This window comes from Acutalibacter muris, from assembly GCF_002201475.1.
GTDB lineage: Bacteria > Bacillota > Clostridia > Oscillospirales > Acutalibacteraceae > Acutalibacter > Acutalibacter muris.
On the sequence record NZ_CP021422.1, the window covers coordinates 943711 to 963355 of the forward strand.

General features: G+C 56.9%; 18 protein-coding genes. 11 read left to right on the forward strand and 7 right to left on the reverse strand.

Features of this window, described 5'->3' with window-relative positions; translation table 11 throughout:
* Position 1 precedes the first annotated feature (1 nt).
* Positions 2-1984 carry a glycoside hydrolase family 95 protein gene (locus tag ADH66_RS04765; protein WP_066535022.1) on the forward strand — a complete coding sequence of 661 codons (1983 nt, stop codon included), beginning with the start codon at positions 2-4 and terminating at the stop codon, positions 1982-1984.
* A 19-nt stretch (positions 1985-2003) separates the two neighbouring features.
* On the forward strand, positions 2004-2156 hold the full coding sequence (locus tag ADH66_RS21615; RefSeq protein WP_407922919.1) for a hypothetical protein: 153 nt from the start codon (positions 2004-2006) through the stop codon (positions 2154-2156).
* A 70-nt stretch (positions 2157-2226) separates the two neighbouring features.
* Here ADH66_RS21615 and ADH66_RS04770 read toward each other — a convergent pair whose 3' ends face one another.
* From ADH66_RS04770 to ADH66_RS04780, 3 genes are all read right to left on the reverse strand, one after another.
* The gene (locus tag ADH66_RS04770; RefSeq protein WP_066535017.1) at positions 2227-3078 is read right to left on the reverse strand and encodes a MurR/RpiR family transcriptional regulator; all 852 of its coding nucleotides are present in this window, start codon (positions 3076-3078) and stop codon (positions 2227-2229) included.
* 163 nt (positions 3079-3241) lie between these two features.
* Positions 3242-3634 carry a DUF2752 domain-containing protein gene (locus tag ADH66_RS04775; protein ID WP_066535014.1) on the reverse strand — a complete coding sequence of 131 codons (393 nt, stop codon included), beginning with the start codon at positions 3632-3634 and terminating at the stop codon, positions 3242-3244.
* A complete protein-coding gene (locus ADH66_RS04780; RefSeq protein WP_066535012.1) occupies positions 3631-4467 on the reverse strand; it encodes a DegV family protein in 837 nt (278 codons plus the stop codon). The genes ADH66_RS04775 and ADH66_RS04780 overlap by 4 nt, the downstream gene beginning before the upstream one ends.
* A 258-nt stretch (positions 4468-4725) precedes the next feature.
* On the opposite strand from ADH66_RS04780, the gene ADH66_RS04785 reads away from it, so the two are divergent.
* Positions 4726-4947, forward strand: a complete 222-nt coding sequence (locus ADH66_RS04785) for a helix-turn-helix domain-containing protein (RefSeq protein WP_066535008.1) — start codon at positions 4726-4728, stop codon at positions 4945-4947.
* Between the two features lie 50 nt (positions 4948-4997).
* Here the strand turns inward: ADH66_RS04785 and ADH66_RS04790 are convergent, their stop codons facing one another.
* From ADH66_RS04790 to ADH66_RS04800, 3 genes are all read right to left on the reverse strand, one after another.
* Complete coding sequence (locus ADH66_RS04790) at positions 4998-5654, reverse strand: hypothetical protein (protein WP_236757187.1); 657 nt, start codon at positions 5652-5654, stop codon at positions 4998-5000.
* Between the two features lie 87 nt (positions 5655-5741).
* Positions 5742-6302, reverse strand: a complete 561-nt coding sequence (locus ADH66_RS04795) for a hypothetical protein (RefSeq protein WP_066535006.1) — start codon at positions 6300-6302, stop codon at positions 5742-5744.
* Complete coding sequence (locus ADH66_RS04800) at positions 6299-8512, reverse strand: glycoside hydrolase family 3 protein (RefSeq protein ID WP_066535003.1); 2214 nt, start codon at positions 8510-8512, stop codon at positions 6299-6301. Before ADH66_RS04800 ends, ADH66_RS04795 begins: the two co-directional genes overlap by 4 nt.
* A gap of 163 nt (positions 8513-8675) precedes the next feature.
* Between ADH66_RS04800 and ADH66_RS04805 the strand changes: the two genes are divergently transcribed.
* Complete coding sequence (locus ADH66_RS04805; RefSeq protein WP_066534999.1) at positions 8676-9920, forward strand: chloride channel protein; 1245 nt, start codon at positions 8676-8678, stop codon at positions 9918-9920.
* A 59-nt stretch (positions 9921-9979) separates the two neighbouring features.
* On the opposite strand, the gene ADH66_RS04810 is transcribed toward ADH66_RS04805, so the two are convergent.
* Entirely contained in the window at positions 9980-10378 is a 399-nt protein-coding gene (locus ADH66_RS04810) for a hypothetical protein (RefSeq protein WP_066534995.1), read from the reverse strand.
* A gap of 405 nt (positions 10379-10783) precedes the next feature.
* Here ADH66_RS04810 and ADH66_RS04815 point away from each other — a divergent pair, with 405 nt between their 5' ends.
* From ADH66_RS04815 to ADH66_RS04845, 7 genes are all read left to right on the forward strand, one after another.
* Positions 10784-11764 (forward strand): Gfo/Idh/MocA family protein, encoded by a 981-nt coding sequence (locus ADH66_RS04815; protein ID WP_066534990.1) that lies wholly within the window; start codon positions 10784-10786, stop codon positions 11762-11764.
* Between the two features lie 55 nt (positions 11765-11819).
* Complete coding sequence (locus tag ADH66_RS04820; RefSeq protein ID WP_066534988.1) at positions 11820-13598, forward strand: cache domain-containing sensor histidine kinase; 1779 nt, start codon at positions 11820-11822, stop codon at positions 13596-13598.
* Positions 13591-15156: a response regulator gene (locus ADH66_RS04825; RefSeq protein WP_066534986.1), complete on the forward strand. Its 1566-nt coding sequence runs from the start codon at positions 13591-13593 to the stop codon at positions 15154-15156. The genes ADH66_RS04820 and ADH66_RS04825 overlap by 8 nt, the downstream gene beginning before the upstream one ends.
* Positions 15157-15363: 207 nt before the next feature.
* A complete protein-coding gene (locus ADH66_RS04830) occupies positions 15364-16647 on the forward strand; it encodes an ABC transporter substrate-binding protein (protein ID WP_207653031.1) in 1284 nt (427 codons plus the stop codon).
* 101 nt (positions 16648-16748) lie between these two features.
* Positions 16749-17669, forward strand: a complete 921-nt coding sequence (locus ADH66_RS04835) for a carbohydrate ABC transporter permease (RefSeq protein WP_066534978.1) — start codon at positions 16749-16751, stop codon at positions 17667-17669.
* Position 17670: 1 nt separating this feature from the next.
* Entirely contained in the window at positions 17671-18486 is an 816-nt protein-coding gene (locus ADH66_RS04840) for a carbohydrate ABC transporter permease (protein WP_066534968.1), read from the forward strand.
* Positions 18487-18548: 62 nt separating this feature from the next.
* The gene (locus tag ADH66_RS04845) at positions 18549-19637 is read left to right on the forward strand and encodes a Gfo/Idh/MocA family protein (protein WP_066534963.1); all 1089 of its coding nucleotides are present in this window, start codon (positions 18549-18551) and stop codon (positions 19635-19637) included.
* Positions 19638-19645: the final 8 nt, after the last annotated feature.

Genomic DNA, 19645 nt, shown 5'->3' on the forward strand with positions numbered 1-19645 from the left:
CATGGGCGAGAGAAGCAGCCGCAAGGAGGTGTTCCACCGGCCCGCAGCCAGCTGGCACGAGGGCTTTCCCATAGGTAACGGCCGTATGGGCGCGGTGGTATATGGGGATTATAAAAGGGAAATCCTGGCTGTCAACGAGGACACCCTCTGGTCGGGTTATCCCAGCGAGACCTGGCCGGGCTTTTCCAGGGAGGCCAGCGCCCGGGCGGCGGAGTTCTGCCGGCTGGGCCGGAACAGGGAGGCCATGGAGCTGCTTGAGACCGAAGGCAGAGGGGCCGGGGACGTACAGATGTATGCGCCCTTTGGAAACGTGATACTGGAATTCCTGGGCGAACGTTCTATTGAGGACTACCGCCGGGAGCTGGACCTGGGGGACGCGGTTATACGGGCCGCCTATGCCTGCAACGGCCGGCAGTACAGACATACTGTTTTTTGCAGCGCGGCGGACCAGGTGCTGGCGTACCGGGTGGAGGCCGGGGAGCCGTTCTCCCTGCGGATAACCGCTGAAGACGGTTTTCTCCGGCATACAGACTACACCTCAAAGGGCTTTCTGGCCCGGGGAGAGTGCCCGGGCAGGAACAGCTTTTCCGTGACCCAGGGACATGGGCCGCTGAGCTTTTCGGATAAGCCGGAGGAGCGCGGTATGCGCTACGTGGGCCTGGGGCAGGTGGTTACGGACGGAGAAGGTGTACCCAGAGAGGAGGGCCTTCTCATAGAGGAGGCCACTCGGGTGACTATTTTTCTCTGCATCCGAAGCAGCTTTGCCGGGTTCGACCGCCACCCCTTCACCCAGGGCCTGGAGGAGACAGCCCTTGCAGAACGTGATATGGCCGCCTTTGAAAAAGACTTTGACGCCATGCTGGCAGGGCATATACGCGAATACAGGAGCTATTTCGACCGGGTCGCGCTGGACCTTGGGGAGAGCCCTGACAGCGGCACGGACACGGACCAGCGCATCAGGAATGCGGAAAAAGGAGAGCCGGATCCCGACCTGGCGGCGCTGCTGTTCGACTTTGGCCGCTACCTGCTGATATCCTGTTCCCGCCCCGGGACCCAGGCGGCAAACCTCCAAGGGCTTTGGAACCGGGAAAAATTCCCGCCGTGGTTCTGTGACTACACGGTCAATATCAACACGGAGATGAACTACTGGCTTACCGGCCCCTGCAACCTGGACGAACTGGCAGAGCCCCTGGCGCGCCTGAACCGGGAGCTGCTGGATAACGGCCGTATAACCGCCAGGGCCATGGGCAGAGAGGGCTCGGCCTGCTTCCATAACACCGACCTCTGGCGCAAGGCCTCCCCCGCCAGGGGAAAGACCAGCTGGGCCTATTGGCCCTTCGGCAGCGCCTGGATGTGCCGCAACCTCTATGAGACCTACCTGTTCAGCGGGGACAAGGACTATCTGAGAGGCCTCCTTCCCGTCCTTCGGGAAAACGCCCTCTTCTGCGAGAGCTCCCTCAGCGAAACGCCGGAGGGCCTTGCGGTTTGCCCGGCAACCTCCCCGGAAAATGAGTTCCTTATAGACGACCGGCCGGTGCCCACTGCCTACTATACCGAGCACACTCTGGCGGTAGTACGCAACTTATTCAGGGACTACGCCGAAGCTTGCCGGACTATGGGCGAACTCCGGGAGGCAGAGCGCTATGAGGAGCTGTTGGGCCGCATAGCCCCTATAAAAATTGGGGCATTTGGACAGGTGATGGAGTGGGACCGGGAGTTCCAGGAAAGCGACGTGCATCACAGGCACCTGTCCAACCTCTACGAGCTGCACCCGGGCCGGGGCATTTCCCAAAGCACCCCGGAGCTGCAAAGGGCGGCTGAGGTCACCCTTGAGCGCCGGGGGGACGAGGGCACCGGCTGGAGCCTTGCCTGGAAGCTGCTGATGTGGGCGCGGCTGGAAAACGGCCTTCGGTTCCAGCAGGTAATGAACAGGCTGTTCCGCCTTGTGGACCCGGAGGCGGCGGGGCAGTGTAAAGGGCCTTAGGGCCAGGGGCGGCGTCCTTGTGGATATCGCCTGGAGCAGGGAGTGCGTGGAGTACGCTCTTTTTAGTCCAACCAGCCGTACCGTTACGCTGCGGGTGATGGAGGGACCCAGTGAGGAGGTTCGCCTTATTGGCGGGGGGACATATAGAAGTTCCGTAAAAAGGCCAAGATGAGCCGAAGGGCTGTTTTGGGAAAAATAAACCCCCGGCTATAACCGGGGGAACAAACCGCTTCTTTTACCTGTCACGCGCGCACATATTGGGCCACCTGCCTGGCGCGCTCAAGGTAGGGGGCGGTTTCGTTGTAATAGCGGCTGATAAGGCATGAAAACAGGATATCTACCATGGTCATCTGGGCTATCCTGGAGCTCATGGCCCCGCTGCTCAGAGAGGGCTCCGGGGCGCTGAGCCCGAAGTGCACGTCGGAGTAGGAGCTTAAACTCACCGGCCCCAGCCGGGAGATGGAGATTATGAAAGCTCCGGCCCTTCTGGCCGCTTCACAGGCCCGCAGGACCTCTCTCGCCTCGCCGGACCAGGACAGGGCCAGCACCACATCCTCCGGCCCCAGCAAAGCCGCCGAGGACAGCTGAAGATGGGGGTCGGAGTAGGCCGATACCTGTTTGCCAATGCGCACAAGCTTCTGCTGTGCGTCAAGGGCGGCCAGGTGAGAAGCGGCCACCGCGTACACATCTACCCGCCGGGCGTCAAAAAGCTTGCCCGCGGCAAGCTCCACCTGGTCGGGATCGATAAGTGTGCTGGTGTCCTCGATGGCCCGCATATTGTGCTGGCATACGCTCTGTATCACGTTCCCGGCTCGGTCGCCTATCTTGATATCGCTGCATTCCCTGTCCTGACTCTGGCGGGCCACGGCCAGCTCACTGGCCAGCTTCAGGGAGAATTCCCGATAGCCGCGATAGCCCAGCTTCTTGCAGAAGCGCACCACCGCCGCCTGGCTGGAGTCGCTGCGGCCGGCCAGCTCCTCCACGGAGATACCCACCACGTCGTTCAGATTGCTAATTAAATATACCGCTATTTTTTGCTCTGAGGCCGGAAGGCTGTCCATGATTTCATTCAATTTTAGCACGATCCCTGCCACAAGTCAGCACCTACCTTATACCATAAGATTTTTGCAGACTATATGCACCAACTGATTAAAATTTTGCACAGGCCCTGGTCTGGGCAGTTTCTATTATAGAATTAACAGGCAAACCAGTCAATAGACAATATGCACAAATTTTGGAAAATCAATTTGTGCATACCTACGGTCCGGCCCAGGAGGGGGCCAGCCACTGGAAGCCCGGAAGGTTGCGCAGCACAGTGAACATAAGGCCCAGACCAAGCGCCGCGCAGAGGGCGGGGATAAAGGCCTTTGACCTGTACAGCGGCCTTTTCCCCTGTGTAAAGCGAAGAAGCTCCACCACAATATATATGCCCGCCCCGGGCAGGAACGCCAGCATAAAGAGGTTTTGTCCCAAGGCGCCCCTAAAATCACCCCGCAGCAGCGCCGCCACCATGCGCTGGGTGCCGCACCCGGCACAGTAGAGGCCGGTGTATTTCAGTATCAGGCACTCTGGTCTCAACAGCAGTATGGCCGCCGCTCCAAGGCAGAGGGCCAGCAGTACCCCGGCGGCTATAAGAGCGCGGCGCTTCACTTGCGGATGTAGGCTAGGCCGCAGGCCCCCGGGCCCGTGTGGGTGCCCACGATGCTGCCGATGTCCAGTTTCAAAATCTCGCGCTTTTTAAGCTCTCCGCTCATGAAATCAATAAAGTCGTCCCGTGTACCGGGTACGGCGGCGTGGCCCACGGTCACCGCGAAATCACTGGATATGGGCTCTTTTTCCACCATGTTTTGGATAAACTTAAAGGCCGCCCTCCTGCCACGGGCCTTTCCCACCACCTCCACAAGGCCGTTTTCCAGGGTGATGATGGGGCATATGCCGAGGATGCTGGCCACTAACGCGCTGGTGGCCGAGAGCCGCCCGCCCATTTTAAGGTACTTCAAATCGTCTATCAGCGCCCAGAGCCGCACCCGGGGGACCAGCTTCTCCACCTCGTTTGCGATGTCCGCAGCAGAAAGTCCACGGTCCCGCATCTTCACGGCCTCCTCCACCAGCAGCCCCAGGGCGAAGGTGACGTTCAGGGTGTCGGGCAGGTATATCCTGTCCGCGCCCACAAGGTTCTTTGCAAGACGGGCGGACTGGAGGGTGCCGCTCATCATGGAGGAGATGAACAGGCAGACCACCTCGTCGCCGCTCTCCCTATACTCCTTGAACTTATCCTCAAAAAAGGCCGGAGTTATCTGGGCGGTCTTGGGCAGCTCAGAGGCTGCGGCCAGCTTTTCATAGAACTCGTCTGTGCTGATATCCAAATTGGCCCTATAGCTTTCGCTGCCAAAATTTACGGTGATCGGCAGCATCTCCACCCCCAGCTCCTCACAGCGGGCCGGGGACAGGTCGCAGGAGCTGTCGGTAAGTATCTTTACCATATTACACATTCCTTTCACGGTTTTAATTCTATACATACATTATAATTATACACAATACAGGAGCGCGGGTCAATGGGGTGTGGGAAATTTTCAAAATAAAAAAGAAGCCGGAGGTGGGGGAGGAGTTAATTGCCCCCGGCTTCAAACTTGTAATCGATATTTCTTTGCTCCCATTATACAACGTTTTGCTTTACATGTCAATATAACAATTCGTTTTGTCTATACTTTTTGTGTACCTAATTTTGAGGGGGCGCAGGAGTGTACAGACGAATCAGGGACCTGAGGGAGGACCACGACCTGAAGCAGGTGGATATGGCGGAGTACCTGAACTGTTCGCAGGTGTGCTACTCGAACTATGAGATAGGAAAGCGGGACGTGCCCGCCGACGTGCTCATAAAGCTCAGTCAGTTTTATAACACCAGCGTGGACTATCTTCTGGAGCTCACCGACGACCCAAGGCCATATCCGCGCAAAAAGTAAAAGGGCGGCACTCGGCGGTGCCACCCTTTTATGCTCCTTTTAAGTAGGGCTTACTCCTCGTCCCCGGTCTTGCCGTAGCCCGCGAAGTAGTCCTCGAACATCTTGTCAACGGCGCTGATGGTCTCGCCCGCAATGCCGGGCAGATCTCCGCCCCAGGCCTTGCCCGCGGCCTCATAGCCCTTTTTCACTGCGGCCTGCATGGCCTTCATCTTCTCCGGGTCGTCCCCTGCCAGTGCCTGGGCCATCTGGAAGATGCGCTCGGAGGTCTGCTTCACGCCCCAGTAGCCGTTCTCGGAGATGGCCTCCTGGGCGGCGGCCTTTGTCTCCTGGTCCACCTGTAGGTTGCCCGAGGCGAACATACGCCAGAAGCTGTCGTCGTTTGCGGACTTGGCAGTCATGCCCTGCTTCTGGAAGGTCTGGGTCATCATGTTGATGAAGCGGGTCATCTGGTACTCCTGATCGGCCTTCAGGCTCTTGACCAGGGCGGCGCGCTCCTCGGCGCTCATCTTGTTTACGCTCTTGGCGTCGCCGGACAGCTCGACGCTGTCGGTTTTCTCTTGGGTTTTGCCCTCTTCGGCAGCGGCTTCGCCGGCCTTTAAGCTCTCGGCAGTCTTAGAGGCCTCTGCGGTCTTGCCGGTTTCAGCGGCCTTGGTATAGCCGGACACGGCCTGATAGCGGTTAACTGCGGGGTCGAATTCTAATGCCATGGGAAATTCCTCCTTATAGTCATGTGCTTCTACTTACTATATCGGCAGAAATATGGAAAAGATTACCCCAAACGCCCCATATTTGTGTCAGGCGCGGGCTTTTTCCTGCACCGGGACATACAGCCAGCAGCCGTCTATGGTTCCGTCCTCCTTATGGTGGTAATACTCCACAAGGGGCAGCTCGCTGTCCGGGCAGCTGAAGCCGAGCCTTGGACCCAAAGCCTCGCTGACCCACTGGTAGGGCGGCACGCCGCCCTCCATGGGCTCGCTCTCAAGGACCCTGGCCGTCTGCTCGTTTATCTCCAGCTTTAGATACCTCCCCTCCGGCAGCCAGCGCATATCAAAGCCCCTGGGCTGTTTGTGGCTCTGTACCAGGAACCCGAAGAACACCCCGCTGGGCCGCTCCGCCGACAGGTAGTTGAAGCTCATACACACGTCCCAGCCGGCTTCGGGGTCAAGGGGGGAGAGCTCCGCGTCCCCAAGGGCCACGAACTCCTCCATCAGCTTCTCCATATCCGGCTCGTCAGTGTTGTTCTCTGCGAAGAGTATCTTCCCGCACCAGAGGGTCTCGTCCCATCGCACCAGCTGGGCAGAAGCCCCGCTGCCTAAATCAAAGGTCTCCAGTATTTTCTCCTGTATGTGGGTCATTTCTGATACCTCTCGGTACGCTCGTCCTTAATGACCCCGCGCCAGTCCATGCCGAAGCCGAAGTCGTAGGCATTGCCCTCAGAGTCGGTATAGGGCTCCATATCCATGGGCACGTCCTCACAGTGCCTTTCAACGGTCTCCATGTCCTTTGGCATCTGTACCGGCAAAAGGCCGCTGGGCTCGGCCCTGCCGCTGACTATCTCCATGATGGCCTGGCTCTGCACGCCGAAGTCCACAAGTATCGCGTCGGCGCTGCCCTCGAACTCCGCGGGCACGGTGGGCTTATGCATCCGAAGCACCACTATAACCGGCTTATCGCCCATGGCCTTTTTTGCCTCCAGCACCAGGTCCAGGTCGTCCTCGTTGGCGGCGCAGCCTGTCTTTCCCTTATATCCACGGTCGGTAAAGTCCTCCCTTGGGTCGCCGCCGGCTATGCTGTGCTCCCGGGCGGCGTCGGCCTTATAGGGGCGGTACTGCAATGTTATGGGCACATATCCGTTGCCGCCCTTCTCCCGGTCTTCCTTGGAGTAGCCGCCGTCTGAGAGGGGGCTCTCGATGAACACTAGGGCAAAGTCGGCATTATCCGGGCTCTCCACCCGGTCGTAGTATTTACCCACAAGCCCGTCGCTCACCGGGTCAATATCCTGGGCGGGGATATCCCCACGGAAGAAGGCCTTCATGGGTCCGATATGCCGGGTGGGGATATATACCTTTTTGCGCTCCTTTTGGGGCAGCGCGCCGGTGTTCTTTATCAGCACCAGGGATTTCAGCTGGGCCTCATACCCGGCTCTGCAAAACTCCTCGCAGCCCGCCGTTTTAACGCTCTCCTCCGGGTCCAGATAGGGGTTCTCAAAGAGCCCGCAGCGGAAGAGGTTTTTTAAGAGCCGCACTGCGGAGCGCTCCATGCGCTCCCGCATGGCCTTCTCGCCGTGGCGCTTGCAGCCTATCTCATAGGCCTCCAAAATGGGCGCTATAGCCGAGTTGCCGCCAAATTGATCCACACCGTTCTCGATAGCCAAAAGGTGCCGCTCGGCTTCGGTAAGGTCCTCAACGCCGTAGCAGCGGCTGGAGAAGGAGTCTATCTCCGGCAGGGGGTCGGCGGTTATGCCCCAGTCGGTGCAGACCACGCCCTCGTAGCCGTACTTCTCCCGCAAGAGGTCGTTGATAAGGTAATGACTGTAGGAGTTGCCCACGTTCTTGCCGTCCTTCTCATCCAGCCCCCAGCTGACGGTGTAGTAGGGCATTATGGCCGCTGCGGACCTGGTAGGCCCGGGCAGGTCAAAGGCGCCCTCAATAAAGGGCTTCAGGTGGTCCTTAAGGTTATTTCCCGGGTAAACCGCGTAGCGCCCGAAGGGGTAGTGGGCGTCCCGGCCGCCCTCGCAGGGGGCCCCGCCGGGCCAGTGCTTGGCCATGGCGCAGATGCTGTCCTTTCCCCAGCCGTCCTCCTCGCCCTCGGTAGTCTGTAGACTGTCGCAGTAGGCTTTGCTAAAATCTGTGACTAGCTGGGGGTGTGAGCCGAAGGTGTCCTCAAGGCGCATCCAGCGGGGCTCGGTTGCCAGGTCCACCTGGGGGAACAGGGCGGTGGTTATGCCCATGGCCCGGCACTCCTTGGAGACCGCGTTGCCAAAGGCCCGGCAGGTCTCCGGCGAGAAGGTGGCGGCCATACCCAGGCCCTCGGGCCATTTGGACACGTCTCCGGCCCCGGACTTGTACTCGGCCCCGGCCCCGCTTGAGCCGTGGCGGGGGTCGCTGGAGATGTTCACCGGTATGCCCCAGGGCAGGCTCTCGGCATAGGCCTGGAGTTCGTTGCTCCACCGGGCGGCGGTCTCCGCGTTTTCAAGGACCATGGCAAGGAGGTGGCGCACGTGGTCCTTGTCCACAAACTCCCTCTGCTGGTCCGTCAGGTCCCAGGGGGCGGCGCCGCTGTCAGGGAAGGTCTTGCCGCCATAGGTACCGGGGAAGGGTCCGTGGGGATTTGCGGGCACCATCTGGTGGGGGGAGTAGAGCATGAGCCCCGCTATCTCCGGGAGGGACAGCCGGGCGGCCAGGTCCTTTGCCCTCTCCTCGTCAGAGAGCCGCCAGTCCTCATAGGGCAGCAGCTCTCCGGTCCCTGAAAGGTCCTTGAAGCAAAGGCCGTCCACCTTGAGCACCTTCGCCCCGGCTGTGCCGATGTCCGGGCCGTCCGGGTTCTTATAAAGCTTGAAATCCATAGAATGACCTCCTCAGTTTTTTTCACAAGTATATTATATAGGCATGCTCTGTCAATGTCAACACAAAGTAAGCGGCATACCACAAAGTTTCATGCGGTTTGACAGGGGTTGCGGTTCTTGGAAAGATGTTGTATAATACTGAGAAACTGAGGGGGCGATTTAAATGGACAGGGAAAAGGTGCGCTATGCCGGAAAGTATATATTGGCTGCAATAAAATGGGCTGCGGTATCTCTTCTGATAGGAGTTGTCTGCGGGCTTTTGGGCACGGCTTTCCATTGGGGGATAGACTGGGCCACCCGGTACCGCTCGGAGCACATGGCGGTAATATGGCTGCTGCCTCTGGCTGGGGTAGCGACTCTGCTGCTCTATAGGCTCTGCCGAGTGAGCTTCGACGCGGGAACTAACCTGATAATTACCTCTGTCGTTACCGGCGAGCATATCCCCGTGCTTCTGGCCCCGCTGATAACTGCGGGCACGCTGCTGTCCCACCTTTTCGGCGCGTCCGTGGGCCGGGAGGGTGCTGCCCTGCAGCTGGGCGGCACCATAGGGCATAACCTGGGGGAGCTAATGCGGTTTGACGAGGACGACGTGCGGGTGCTGGCTATGAGCGGCATGGCGGCCTGCTTTTCGGCCATGTTCGGCACACCCGTCAGCGCGGCGGTGTTCGTGCTGGAGGTGATATGCGTAGGCACTTTTCAGTACGCGGCGTTTCTGCCCTGTATAATAGCCTCCTGCACGGCCGGCTGGCTGGGCAGGCTGTTGGGGTCGAAGCCCATGGCCTTTGACCTGCCTCATATACCCGAGGCAAGCTGGGAGTTCGTGCTGAAAACAGCGCTCCTTGCCGCCCTGACGGCCGCTCTTAGCATTGTGCTCTGCATAGCCCTGCACAAGTCGGCGGAGTTCTGGGCAAGGCTTATTAAAAATCCATATCTGCGCATTTTCCTCGGGGGTCTGATAATGGCCGTTCTGGTGACAGCGCTGGGCCTTGGGGACTATGCCGGGGCTGGTGCTCATATGATAGAACGGGCCATAGGCGGGGAGACGGAGCCCTGGGCCTTCGCCGTGAAGCTTCTCCTGACGGCCCTATGTGTGGGCGTGGGCTTTAGGGGCGGCGAGATAGTCCCCACCCTGTTTATCGGGGCCACCTTCGGCTGCGCGGTGGGGCCGCTGCTGGGCCTGGACCCGGGCTTTGGGGCGGCGGCGGCCATGGCGGCGCTGTTCTGCTCGGTGGTGAACTGCCCCATAGCCACGCTTTTCCTGACGGCGGAGCTGTTCGGCACCACGGACCTGGGGCTTTTCGCCGTGGCCATAGCCGTGGCCTTTGTGCTGTCGGGATACTTCGGGCTCTATAACAGCCAGAGGTTCCAGTTCTCCAAGGTGAAGCGGCGGGCGTATGAGGAAAAATGAGCGTAAAAAAATCCTTGCCGGGGAGGCAAGGATTTTTTGTCACGTTCGTCAGTTGACCTTCATTCCATATTTTTGAGTTCGTCAAGCCGTTTTTTGTCGGTGATTATCTCCACGACAACATTCCTCATATAGTCCGATTCGAGTTCGACATCAAAATCCTTGGAGTATCTGAGAACCTCCATTTCCACATCTGACAAAAAGGAGCCGCTGTTTTCATCAACTATTGTCCCAAGGACAAAATCGAACTGATCTATGCCGTCATCATACGATACCGTATAATAAACCGCGTCTCTGGCAAAGGTGCTGTTATCAACACTGGCATATTCATCATTGCGGGTTTCGGCTGAAGATGGCTTTTCGCCATTTGTTTGTTGAGACCCACAGGCCGCAAATCCGTGAGCAAGTGTTAATACCAAAATAAATAGTAAAATTCCTTTAAAAAAATCACATTTTCTCATATTTTACAACATATAATCAAAAAATCTAAAGTATCCACATTTTAAAAAACTTTTTCGTGCTAAAGACTTCCAAAAATTTTCAGAAAACTTTTCTGTTAATTCATATAATATCACAGATTTTAACTAATTTCAACCTTTTTTAAAAAATTGCTTTTATGAAATTCCAGAACAAACAAATATTGCCACATTCTTCTACAAAATGGAAGCCCTTATTTTGAAAAGCTTACGAAAAACACCCCGGAGTTCTCCGGGGTGTTCCTATTCGCACAGATTCGCGCAGACATTTTTAACGCACCTCAGTTGATTATACGATGATAATGGGTAACCATATTTATTGAAAATACCTAGGCGAAAATATATAATATAACTAAAGAAAATATAAAAATGAGAGAAGGAGGCACTAGTATGAAGATAGGCCTGGGAATCATAGGGTACGGAGGCATGGGGGAGCTTCACCATAAATATGCCGCGCAGGCGGGAGGATACAATATAATAGGGGCCTATGACGTTGACGCGGCCCGGCGGGCGGCGGCGGAGGCCGGCGGCATACGCACTTTCGGCTCGCTGAAGGCCCTGCTGGGGTGCAGGGAAATAAACACCGTCTTGGTCTGCGCGCCCGCCGGCCGGCGCAGTGAGCTGTGCGTGGCCGCGGCAAGGGCGGGAAAGCATGTGGCCTGTGCCGCGCCCGCCGCCTTCAGCGTCTGGGAGCTGGACCAGATAATTGCCGCCATAGGACGTGGCGGCAGGGTGCTCGCCGTCTGTCAGGACCACCGCCGGGACAGGGATTTCTGCGTGGTGAAGAAGCTGCTCAATACCGGCCGGCTGGGAAGGGTGTATTCCCTGCAGGCCAGACTGCAGGGGCGCGGAGCCCTGCCAGGCTGGGGGCTCTCTGCGGGAGAGAGCGTTTTGTACAGCTGGGGGGTGCATGTGATAGACCAGCTCATGTGGCTTTTGGGATACGACGATTTCATAAGCGTGTTTTGCAGGACCTGCAAAACCGGGCTTTCCCATACGGAGAATTACTGCCTTCTGGTCTTTAACCTGGAGAGCGGCGGCGTGGTGGAGATAGAACTTGACAGCTCCGCCCCAGAGACGTCGCCGCGCTGGACGATCCTGGGGGACAGGGCGGCAGCCTGCCTGGGCGGAACTGCGGGAGAGGGGCGCACCCTCCTTCTGGAGCCCGGTGCAGAGGGCCGGGAGCTGCCTCTGCCGGAGCCGGAGGAGACGGGGGACGCTCTTGCTGCATACTATGAGAATCTGCGGGAGGTTATAGACGGAAGCGGGACGCTGGCAGCGCAGCCCTGGCAGGTTCGCCGGGTACTGAAGGCTGTAGAGGCGGCGCTTCAGTCTGCGGAAACAGGGAAACTTGTCAGTTTAAAGGGCTAAGGGCAGGCGCAAGTATTGTCTTTCGCCGTATGCTTTCTGGAAAGGAGAGCCTAATATGTCTCTGAAAAAGAAACTGATGCTGACAATGATTGGCATTGCCGTGCTGCCGATAGTTCTGCTGGGAAGCTTCTGCTACGGTTACTTTAAGCAGGTGCTGCTGACGGACATCCAGCAGAGCGAGCTGCAGCATAACAGCCAGACTATCTACGTGATGGACAGCTTTTTCCAGTCACTGGAAAAGATCTCCGATTCGCTGCTTATGAACCCGCAGCTGACGGAGGCCCTGGAGCGCGCCTATTCCGGCCCGACGGCTAGGGTGCTGAATTATAGGGACAAACAGAATATAGAGGACGTGCTGTACCGCAACGGCTACTACCTGGACAATCGGATCGCCACCATCGCGGTGTTTCCGGAAAACAGCGATATGTTCTATTACTGCACCAAGCATACCATCAATCCAAATTACGACGTGAAGGAGGAAAGCTGGTATGAGGAAGTGGTGGAAAATGAGGGTGCGCTCACTCTTATCGGCGTACATGAGAACCTGTTGGTACAGCCGGATTCCACCGGGGAAAACAGATATTGCGTCACCCTGGGGCGAAGTCTGCATTCTCCCCGCAGCTCCCGGCTGCTGGGGGTTGTTTTGATAAACGTCGGTGTACAGGACCTCCGAAAGCTCTGGCCCCAGCGCCAAGAGGATCCACAGGAGCGCTTTTATCTCCTGGACAGCCATTCGCGGGTGGTATACAGCGATATAGAGGAGGAGATAGGCGGTATGTTTTTTATGCCGGAGCTGGGCGGCGGGGTCACCACGGCGCGGGTGGACGGGGCGCTCTGCGACATAATGGTGTCAGAATCCTCAAACCCCGGCTGGAAGGGGGTCAAGCTCATAATGCGCAGCAAGCTGAACAGGGAGATCGCGGCCATGCCATATATCTCGATTCTTCTGGGGCTCCTCCTCATCTGTTTGGCGGTGGTCATGGCGCACTTCCTGTCGAAGGTCATCACCCGGCCTTTGCAGGAGCTTTACACAAAGCTTTGCAGCTTCGAGGCCCAAAAAAGCGGGGCGGATTTTCGGGAGAACCAGGTGGGGATAAAGGGGCTTTCCAACAGCTATAACAGCATGATAGAGGAGATAAATAACCTGACCGTGCGCAACTATGAGACCCAGACGCGGCTTAGAAAGACCGAGCTTCTGGCGCTGCAGTTCCAGATAAACCCGCACTTTGTGTATAACACTATAAGCTCCATCAAATGGATGGCGGAGATGCAGGGCTCAAAGCGCATGGTGACGGCTCTGGAGTCGCTGATAAAGCTGCTCCAGTTCTCCTCGAAGAATGATAGGGATATGGTCCCCATCAGAGACGAGGTGCTTTTTATAAAGGACTATCTCAATCTGATAAACCTAAAGTATTTCGACAAGATACAGGCAGATATAAAAATGGGACCGGATACGGAGGACTGCGCGACCCTGCGATTTCTGCTCCAGCCTATTGTTGAGAATTCCATCTGCCACGGCTTCAGCGAGTTTAAGCAGCCCTATCAGGACGCGGCTATCAGTGTTGATATAAGGCGGGACAGCGGCCGAATAGTGTATGAGGTGACGGACAACGGAAAGGGAATGACCCAGGAACAGATCCAGCGGGCGCTGGAATCGGAGCACCCGGCAAGTTCCTTGTCCTTCAACAAGATTGGCCTATACAATGTGCAGAAGCGGATACAGTACACCTTTGGAAGCCAGTACGGCGTTAGAATAGATAGTAAGCCGGGAGAATATACCCGGGTGCTGGTAGAGATACCCGCCAGAGCCTATAAGGAGGGAGACAATGAATAGGATTAGGATCGCGGTGATTGACGACGACAGTCTGATACGCCTGGGCATCTGCTCCTCGGTGGACTGGGGACAGCACGGCTATGAGGTGGTAGGGGAGGCGGACAATGGACAGACCGGCTGGGAGATGCTCCAGCGCGCACAGCCGGACATCGTGTTCCTGGACATCAGTATGCCGGTGATGGACGGAATAGAGGTATTAAAGCTTATGCAGCAGACAGGAGTGCGCACCAAAGCGGTTATACTCAGCTGCCACGACGATTTTCACCTGGTGAAGGAGGCCATGAAGAACGGCGCCTATGATTACCTGCGCAAAAGCGAGATAAACAGCGACAACCTTCTGTGCGTTCTGGACGAGATATGCCGGTCCCTGCAGGAGAGGGATCTTGCCGGGGAACAGGCGGCGCAGGGGAATTGGGAAAATTACTCCAACAGATACGCCAGCCTGAAGCGGCTGGTCACAGGCCGCGGCAGTGAGGGCGGGCACGCCGGCCAGGACACCCGGTGGCTTTCCATAAGGGAGAGGGAGCTGTACTGTGTAACCTTTGCCGTGGCAGGGTATCAACAGGTGATACAGCGGTACGATGAGGGTTATCCCTTCACCCTTGAGCACGGTGTGGTGAACCTGTCCAAGGAGGTGCTGCGGCAGAGGACCACAGAGGTGGAGCTATTCGTGTTGAAGGAGAACCAATATGTGCTGCTTTTAAGCGGCATGGAGCGGAGAGAGGAGCTGTTTTCCCTTCTGGAGCAGATGGCCTCCGTGCTGAAAAATTACCTGAATGTTGAGGTGCTCTTTGGCGTCGGCGGGGCCGTGCAGAGCTTTTCGGCGCTGCCGGGGGCCTTCCGGCAGGCGGTATACTCCCGGAAGCTCCACTATTTTAGGCCGCAGGAAAGAATTATCCAGGAGACCCGCCCCCCGGAGAATACCCTAAACGACCCGGTCCTCCAGCCGCTGACGGAGGGGGTAAAGGGCGCGGCGGAGCAGAAGAACTACCCTCAGCTTTTTGCCGGCCTTAACAAGATTCTCCAGTGGCTGCACCGGCACGAGGGTAGAAATTTGGAGGTGGACGGGATACAGGAGTTTTTGCAGGAGACCGTCCGGCTGGTACTGGTGCAGGAGGGCAGGCCGGCGGAACAGTCCTTGAGAAAGCTGCAAGGCTGCGGGAGCCTGGAGGAGACGGAGGAGTTCTTTGCCGGGCTGCAGAAGGAGGTTCAGGCCGACGGCTCGGGCCGGAACCACTACCTTATCCGGGCGGCCACGGAGTATATCAGGCAGAACCTAAGCCGGGGGGACATCTCCCTTGGGGAGATAGCGGACTATCTTATGATAAGCAAATCCTATCTCTGCCGCCTTTTCCAGAAAAAGCTCGGGGTTTCGGTGCAGCATTATATCCACAATATACGTATCGAGAAAGCAAAGGAATATCTGAACGATTTTCATTTGAAGATATATGAAATAGCGGAGCTGACGGGCTTCAACAGCTCTACCCACTTCAATATCGTTTTTAAAAAGATAATGAACTGCACCCCGGTGGAATACCGCAACGGCCTGAAGCATTAAGTAATAATCGCCGTTGGTCAATATCCATAAAAAAGCGGCAATGTGGTTTATTGAAACAATAGGCCTGGTTAGATTATACTATAATCACCATTAAGTATGGAAAATATCATGCAAAAGGAGGTGGCAAAAAGTTTAGGCTCAGACCAAAATAAAAGAATTGAGGTAAAGAAAATGAAAAAAGTATTAGCGTTATTATTGGTATTATTGATGGTCGCCTCCTTTGCGGCCTGCGGGCAGAGCGGGAATAATTCCTCTACGCCCAGCAGCAAGGCGGAGAACAGCGAGAGCTCCGGCCAGGAGAGCTCTGAGGTCCAGGAGGACAGCCAGGCTTCCTCCGAAGGGAACAGCGGCGAGGTCGTCACCATCCGCATGGGCGGCTGGGGTGACTTTAACACAGAGCATGAGGCCGGCACCGAGGGTATGGCAGAGGCCATCGGCGTTGAGGTGGAGTTCCAGAAGTATCCCACCGACTCTGCCTTCTGGGACAACCTGCCCGCTCAGATAGCGGCCAAGACAGCTCCTGATTTTATCGCTCTGACAAACGAGCTGTACCTGCCATATATCAAGGACGGCCTTATCGTGCCCATCGACCAGTACATTGAGGACGGCACCATCACCTGCTGGGATAAGGTCGGCCAGAACGTAAAGGACATCTGGACCATCGACGGACAGATATACGGTGTTCCCTGGCACCAGACCCCCGCAGTGTTCGCCATCAACATGGACCTCTGGGAGGAGGCCGAGCTCACCGAGGCCGACCTGCCCGAGACTTGGGATGACGTTCTGGAGGCCTGCAAGGTCTTTAAGGACAAGCTGGGCATGACCGGCCTGTGCTTTAACACCCAGGAGTTCCACTTTACCCAGTATTGCCTGTCCTATGGCGGCGGCTGGGGCCTGGGCAAGACCATCGACACCCCTGAGAACGCGGCGGCTCTGCAGTTCATTATCGACGCTTACCGTCAGGGTTATGTTGTCACCCCCAAGGAGCTGGGCGTCAGCTATGACGGAAACGTTGTAATGTCCGGCGACGCGGCAATGTCCACCGGCGGCACATGGTATGTGAACGACTTCATGCGCAACGCTCCCGATGTGAACGTGAAGTATATCACCATCCCACACGCCGAAGGCAAGAACGATGTTTCCGGCACCTTCCATGCCCCCTGCTACGCTATACTGAAGGGCGGCTCCCACGAGAAGGAGACGGCACAGGCCATCAACTATATGATGAACGACAAGCTTTTCGATCATTTCTGTGATATCGGCTACATCCCCGCCGACCCCGACTACTTCGAGACCTTCAAGGAGAGGCAGCCCGAGCTTGCAAGCCTTGTGGACGCTGTGCCCAAGTCCAACGGCTTTGGCTATCCCGCGGCGGGCAAGAAGTTTGCCGACGCGCTTATCTCCAAGATGGAGGAGGCCCTTTTCAACTCTGATTCCACTGTTACCGGCGCTCAGATAGTCAAGGAGCTGCAGGAGGAGTTCGGAGAATAAAATTTGAATCACTGATACGATTCAGAGATGTGGTGTGGTCTCCCTGCCGGCTGCGTCCGGCGGGGGGACCCACATATATATAAGAAAGGGGCTTATATAAAATGACGGCTGAAAACACAGGAGGTAAGAAAAAGAAACACAGTAAAATGAGACGGCAGGAGGCCGTTGCCGGCTGGATATTCGTACTGCCCGCCGTGCTCTTCTGGCTGATATGGTTCCTATACCCTGCCCTAAAGGCCATATCTATCAGCTTTTACCAGTACAACTACGCCACGCCCGAAACCAATATGTTCGTGGGCCTTGCAAACTACGTTCGGCTCTTTCAGGACACAAAGTTCTTTACGGCCATGGGCCACAGCTTCTTTATGGTGGCCGTAATCGTTCCGCTGCAGACCCTGCTCTCCTTTGCCGTGGCGGTGCTGCTCAACGGTCCCATACGGCTCAAGGGCTTCTATCGCTCCAGCTGCTATATACCCTATGTCATATCCGCAATGGCGGTGACGATCTTCTTCATGTATTTCTTCGTCAAGGGCGGGCCCGCATCCTCCTTCTTTGCTATGCTGGGGCTTGAGAACGTCAGCTGGTTTGCCAGCACCAAGTACGCCATGGCCTTTCTTATCATCGTCTACGTCTGGCAGCAGGTGGGGTTCTATATGGTCATCTTCATAGGGGCCCTTCAGGAGGTGCCCGTGGAGCTCTATGAGGCCGCAAAGGTGGACGGCGCCAACTCCTGGCAGAGGCTGACGAAGATAACCGTACCCATGATAAAAAACACCACCTATCTGGTGCTGACCTTCGGCATGATAAACGCCTTCCAGATATTCGACCAGATAGCGGCCATGTCCAAGCAGTCCCCCCTGGGGTCCCCCTCGGGAGCCACCAGCACGCTGGTCACCTTCCTGTACCAGCAGTCCTTCAGCTATATGGACATGGGCTATGGCAGCGCGGCGGCGGTGGTGCTGTTCCTGATAATCTTCTCGCTGTCCGCTGTGAGAGAGGTCCTTGGAAGGAGGTCGGACTGAGATGGCTAAAAAACGCATTGGCAAGGTATTCACATATCTGTTCCTGCTATGCCTGGCGCTGATATTTTTGGTGCCGGTGTTCTACGTGTTCTATAACTCGCTGCTGCCAAAGCGCTATATCGGTACCTTTGTGTCGCCGGATATCTGGAGCCTTGACAACTATAAGGAGCTCTTCTCGAAGTTTCCCATACTGAGATGGTACGGCAATACGGCCCTTTCCACCGTGGCGGTGGTGGCGGGCAACATCTTCTTTACGCCCCTGGCGGGATACGCCTTGGCAAGGCTGCGGTTTCCGGGCCGCAAGGTCATCTTCCTCTGCCTTATGCTCTCCATGATGATCCCCGGCCAGTTGGTGCTGCTGCCGCAATATATCATGATGGCAAAGGCCGGGCTGGTGGATACCCTCTGGGCCATAACCCTGCCGTACCTGTCCCAGTCCATGTTCATCTTCATGTCCCGGCAGTTTTTCTACGGCATACCCGAGGAACTGGAGGAGGCGGCGCGCATTGACGGCCTTGGGCGCTTCGGCACCTATTTCCGCATAGTGCTGCCCATATCCGGGGTGCTGCTGGCGACCATTGCCATATTCAATTTTACAGGCACCTGGAATTCCTATCTGGTGCCCTCGACCTTCATAAGCTCGGCGGACAAATATGTGCTTGTGGTGGGCCTGCAGACGGTGAACAACCAGCATTTCCAGCAGGAAAACCTGACACTGGCGGGAGTGGTGCTCCTCTCCTTCCCGGTAATTGGGTTCTTCATGTTCACCCAGAAGTTCTTTGTGCAGGGCATCGCCACAGCCGGACTAAAAGGATGATGGCTATACAAAGGGTATAGTTTATCATATAGAATTTTAATTCTGTTAGGAGGAAAGTTGTAATGAAAAAATGGAAGGTTGCGCTTATAGGCTGCGGCTCCATTGCGGACAACACCTATCTGCCCAGGATCAAGGACATTCCCGAGGCGGATATGGTGGCGGTCTGCGACATCATCCCGGAGAGGGCTAAAGCATACTCCGAAAAGTTCGGGGTGCCAGCCTGGTATTCCAGCATCGACGAGCTGCTGGAGAAGTGTGATTTTGAGATCCTGATGAACACCACCTCCATCCCGGCTCACCATGAGATCAACATGAAGGCCTTAAAGGCCGGAAAGCATCTCTATTCCCAGAAGCCGGTGGGCCTTACGGTGGAGGAGGTCACAGAGCAGATCGAGGCGGCCAAGGCGGCGGGAGTCAAATACACGGCCTCTCCCATCCATATGCTGCGCGACGACCTCCGCTTTGCTAAAAAGCTCATTGCCGACGGCTGCATAGGGGAGATAATGAAGGTGCACACCAACGTCTGCCACGGCGGACCGGAGTATTTCCAGTACCGCACCGCCGACCCCACCTGGTTCCACCGTCCGGGCAGCGGCGCCCTGTACGACATGGGCGTACACGGCCTTACCATGACCACCGGCCTTCTCGGTCCCGCAAAGGCCGTCGGGTGCATGGCGAAGATCTCGGAGCCCCTGCGCACCGTGCGCTCTGGCAGCTTTGACGGCATGAAGATCGAGGCCGATCAGCTTTACGACAACTACATCATCACCCTGGACTACGGCGACCGCACCATGGCCGTGGTGGAATCGGGCTTCTGCCAGAAGGGGAGCCGGGCCCCCCAGATGGAGATCTTCGGCACAAAGGGCACCATATCCTTTGTGGACAACGGCAACTGGATGCCCCTTGACATCTATCTGGACGCGCCGGAGCGGGGCCTTAGAGGCTGGATGAAGCCCATGGAGTGGGATATTCCCGCCAGCGAGCAGAACTTCTTCCAGTGCATGGTGGTACAGGACCTGATACACGCCATCGAGGAGGACCGCCCCGTGGGCCTGCCCCCCGAGCACGCAAGGCACGTTGTGGACATCATGTGCACCATACCCGAGGCCATAGAAACCCGCAGCGTGGTGCCGCTGCACACCACGTTCTAAACAATACT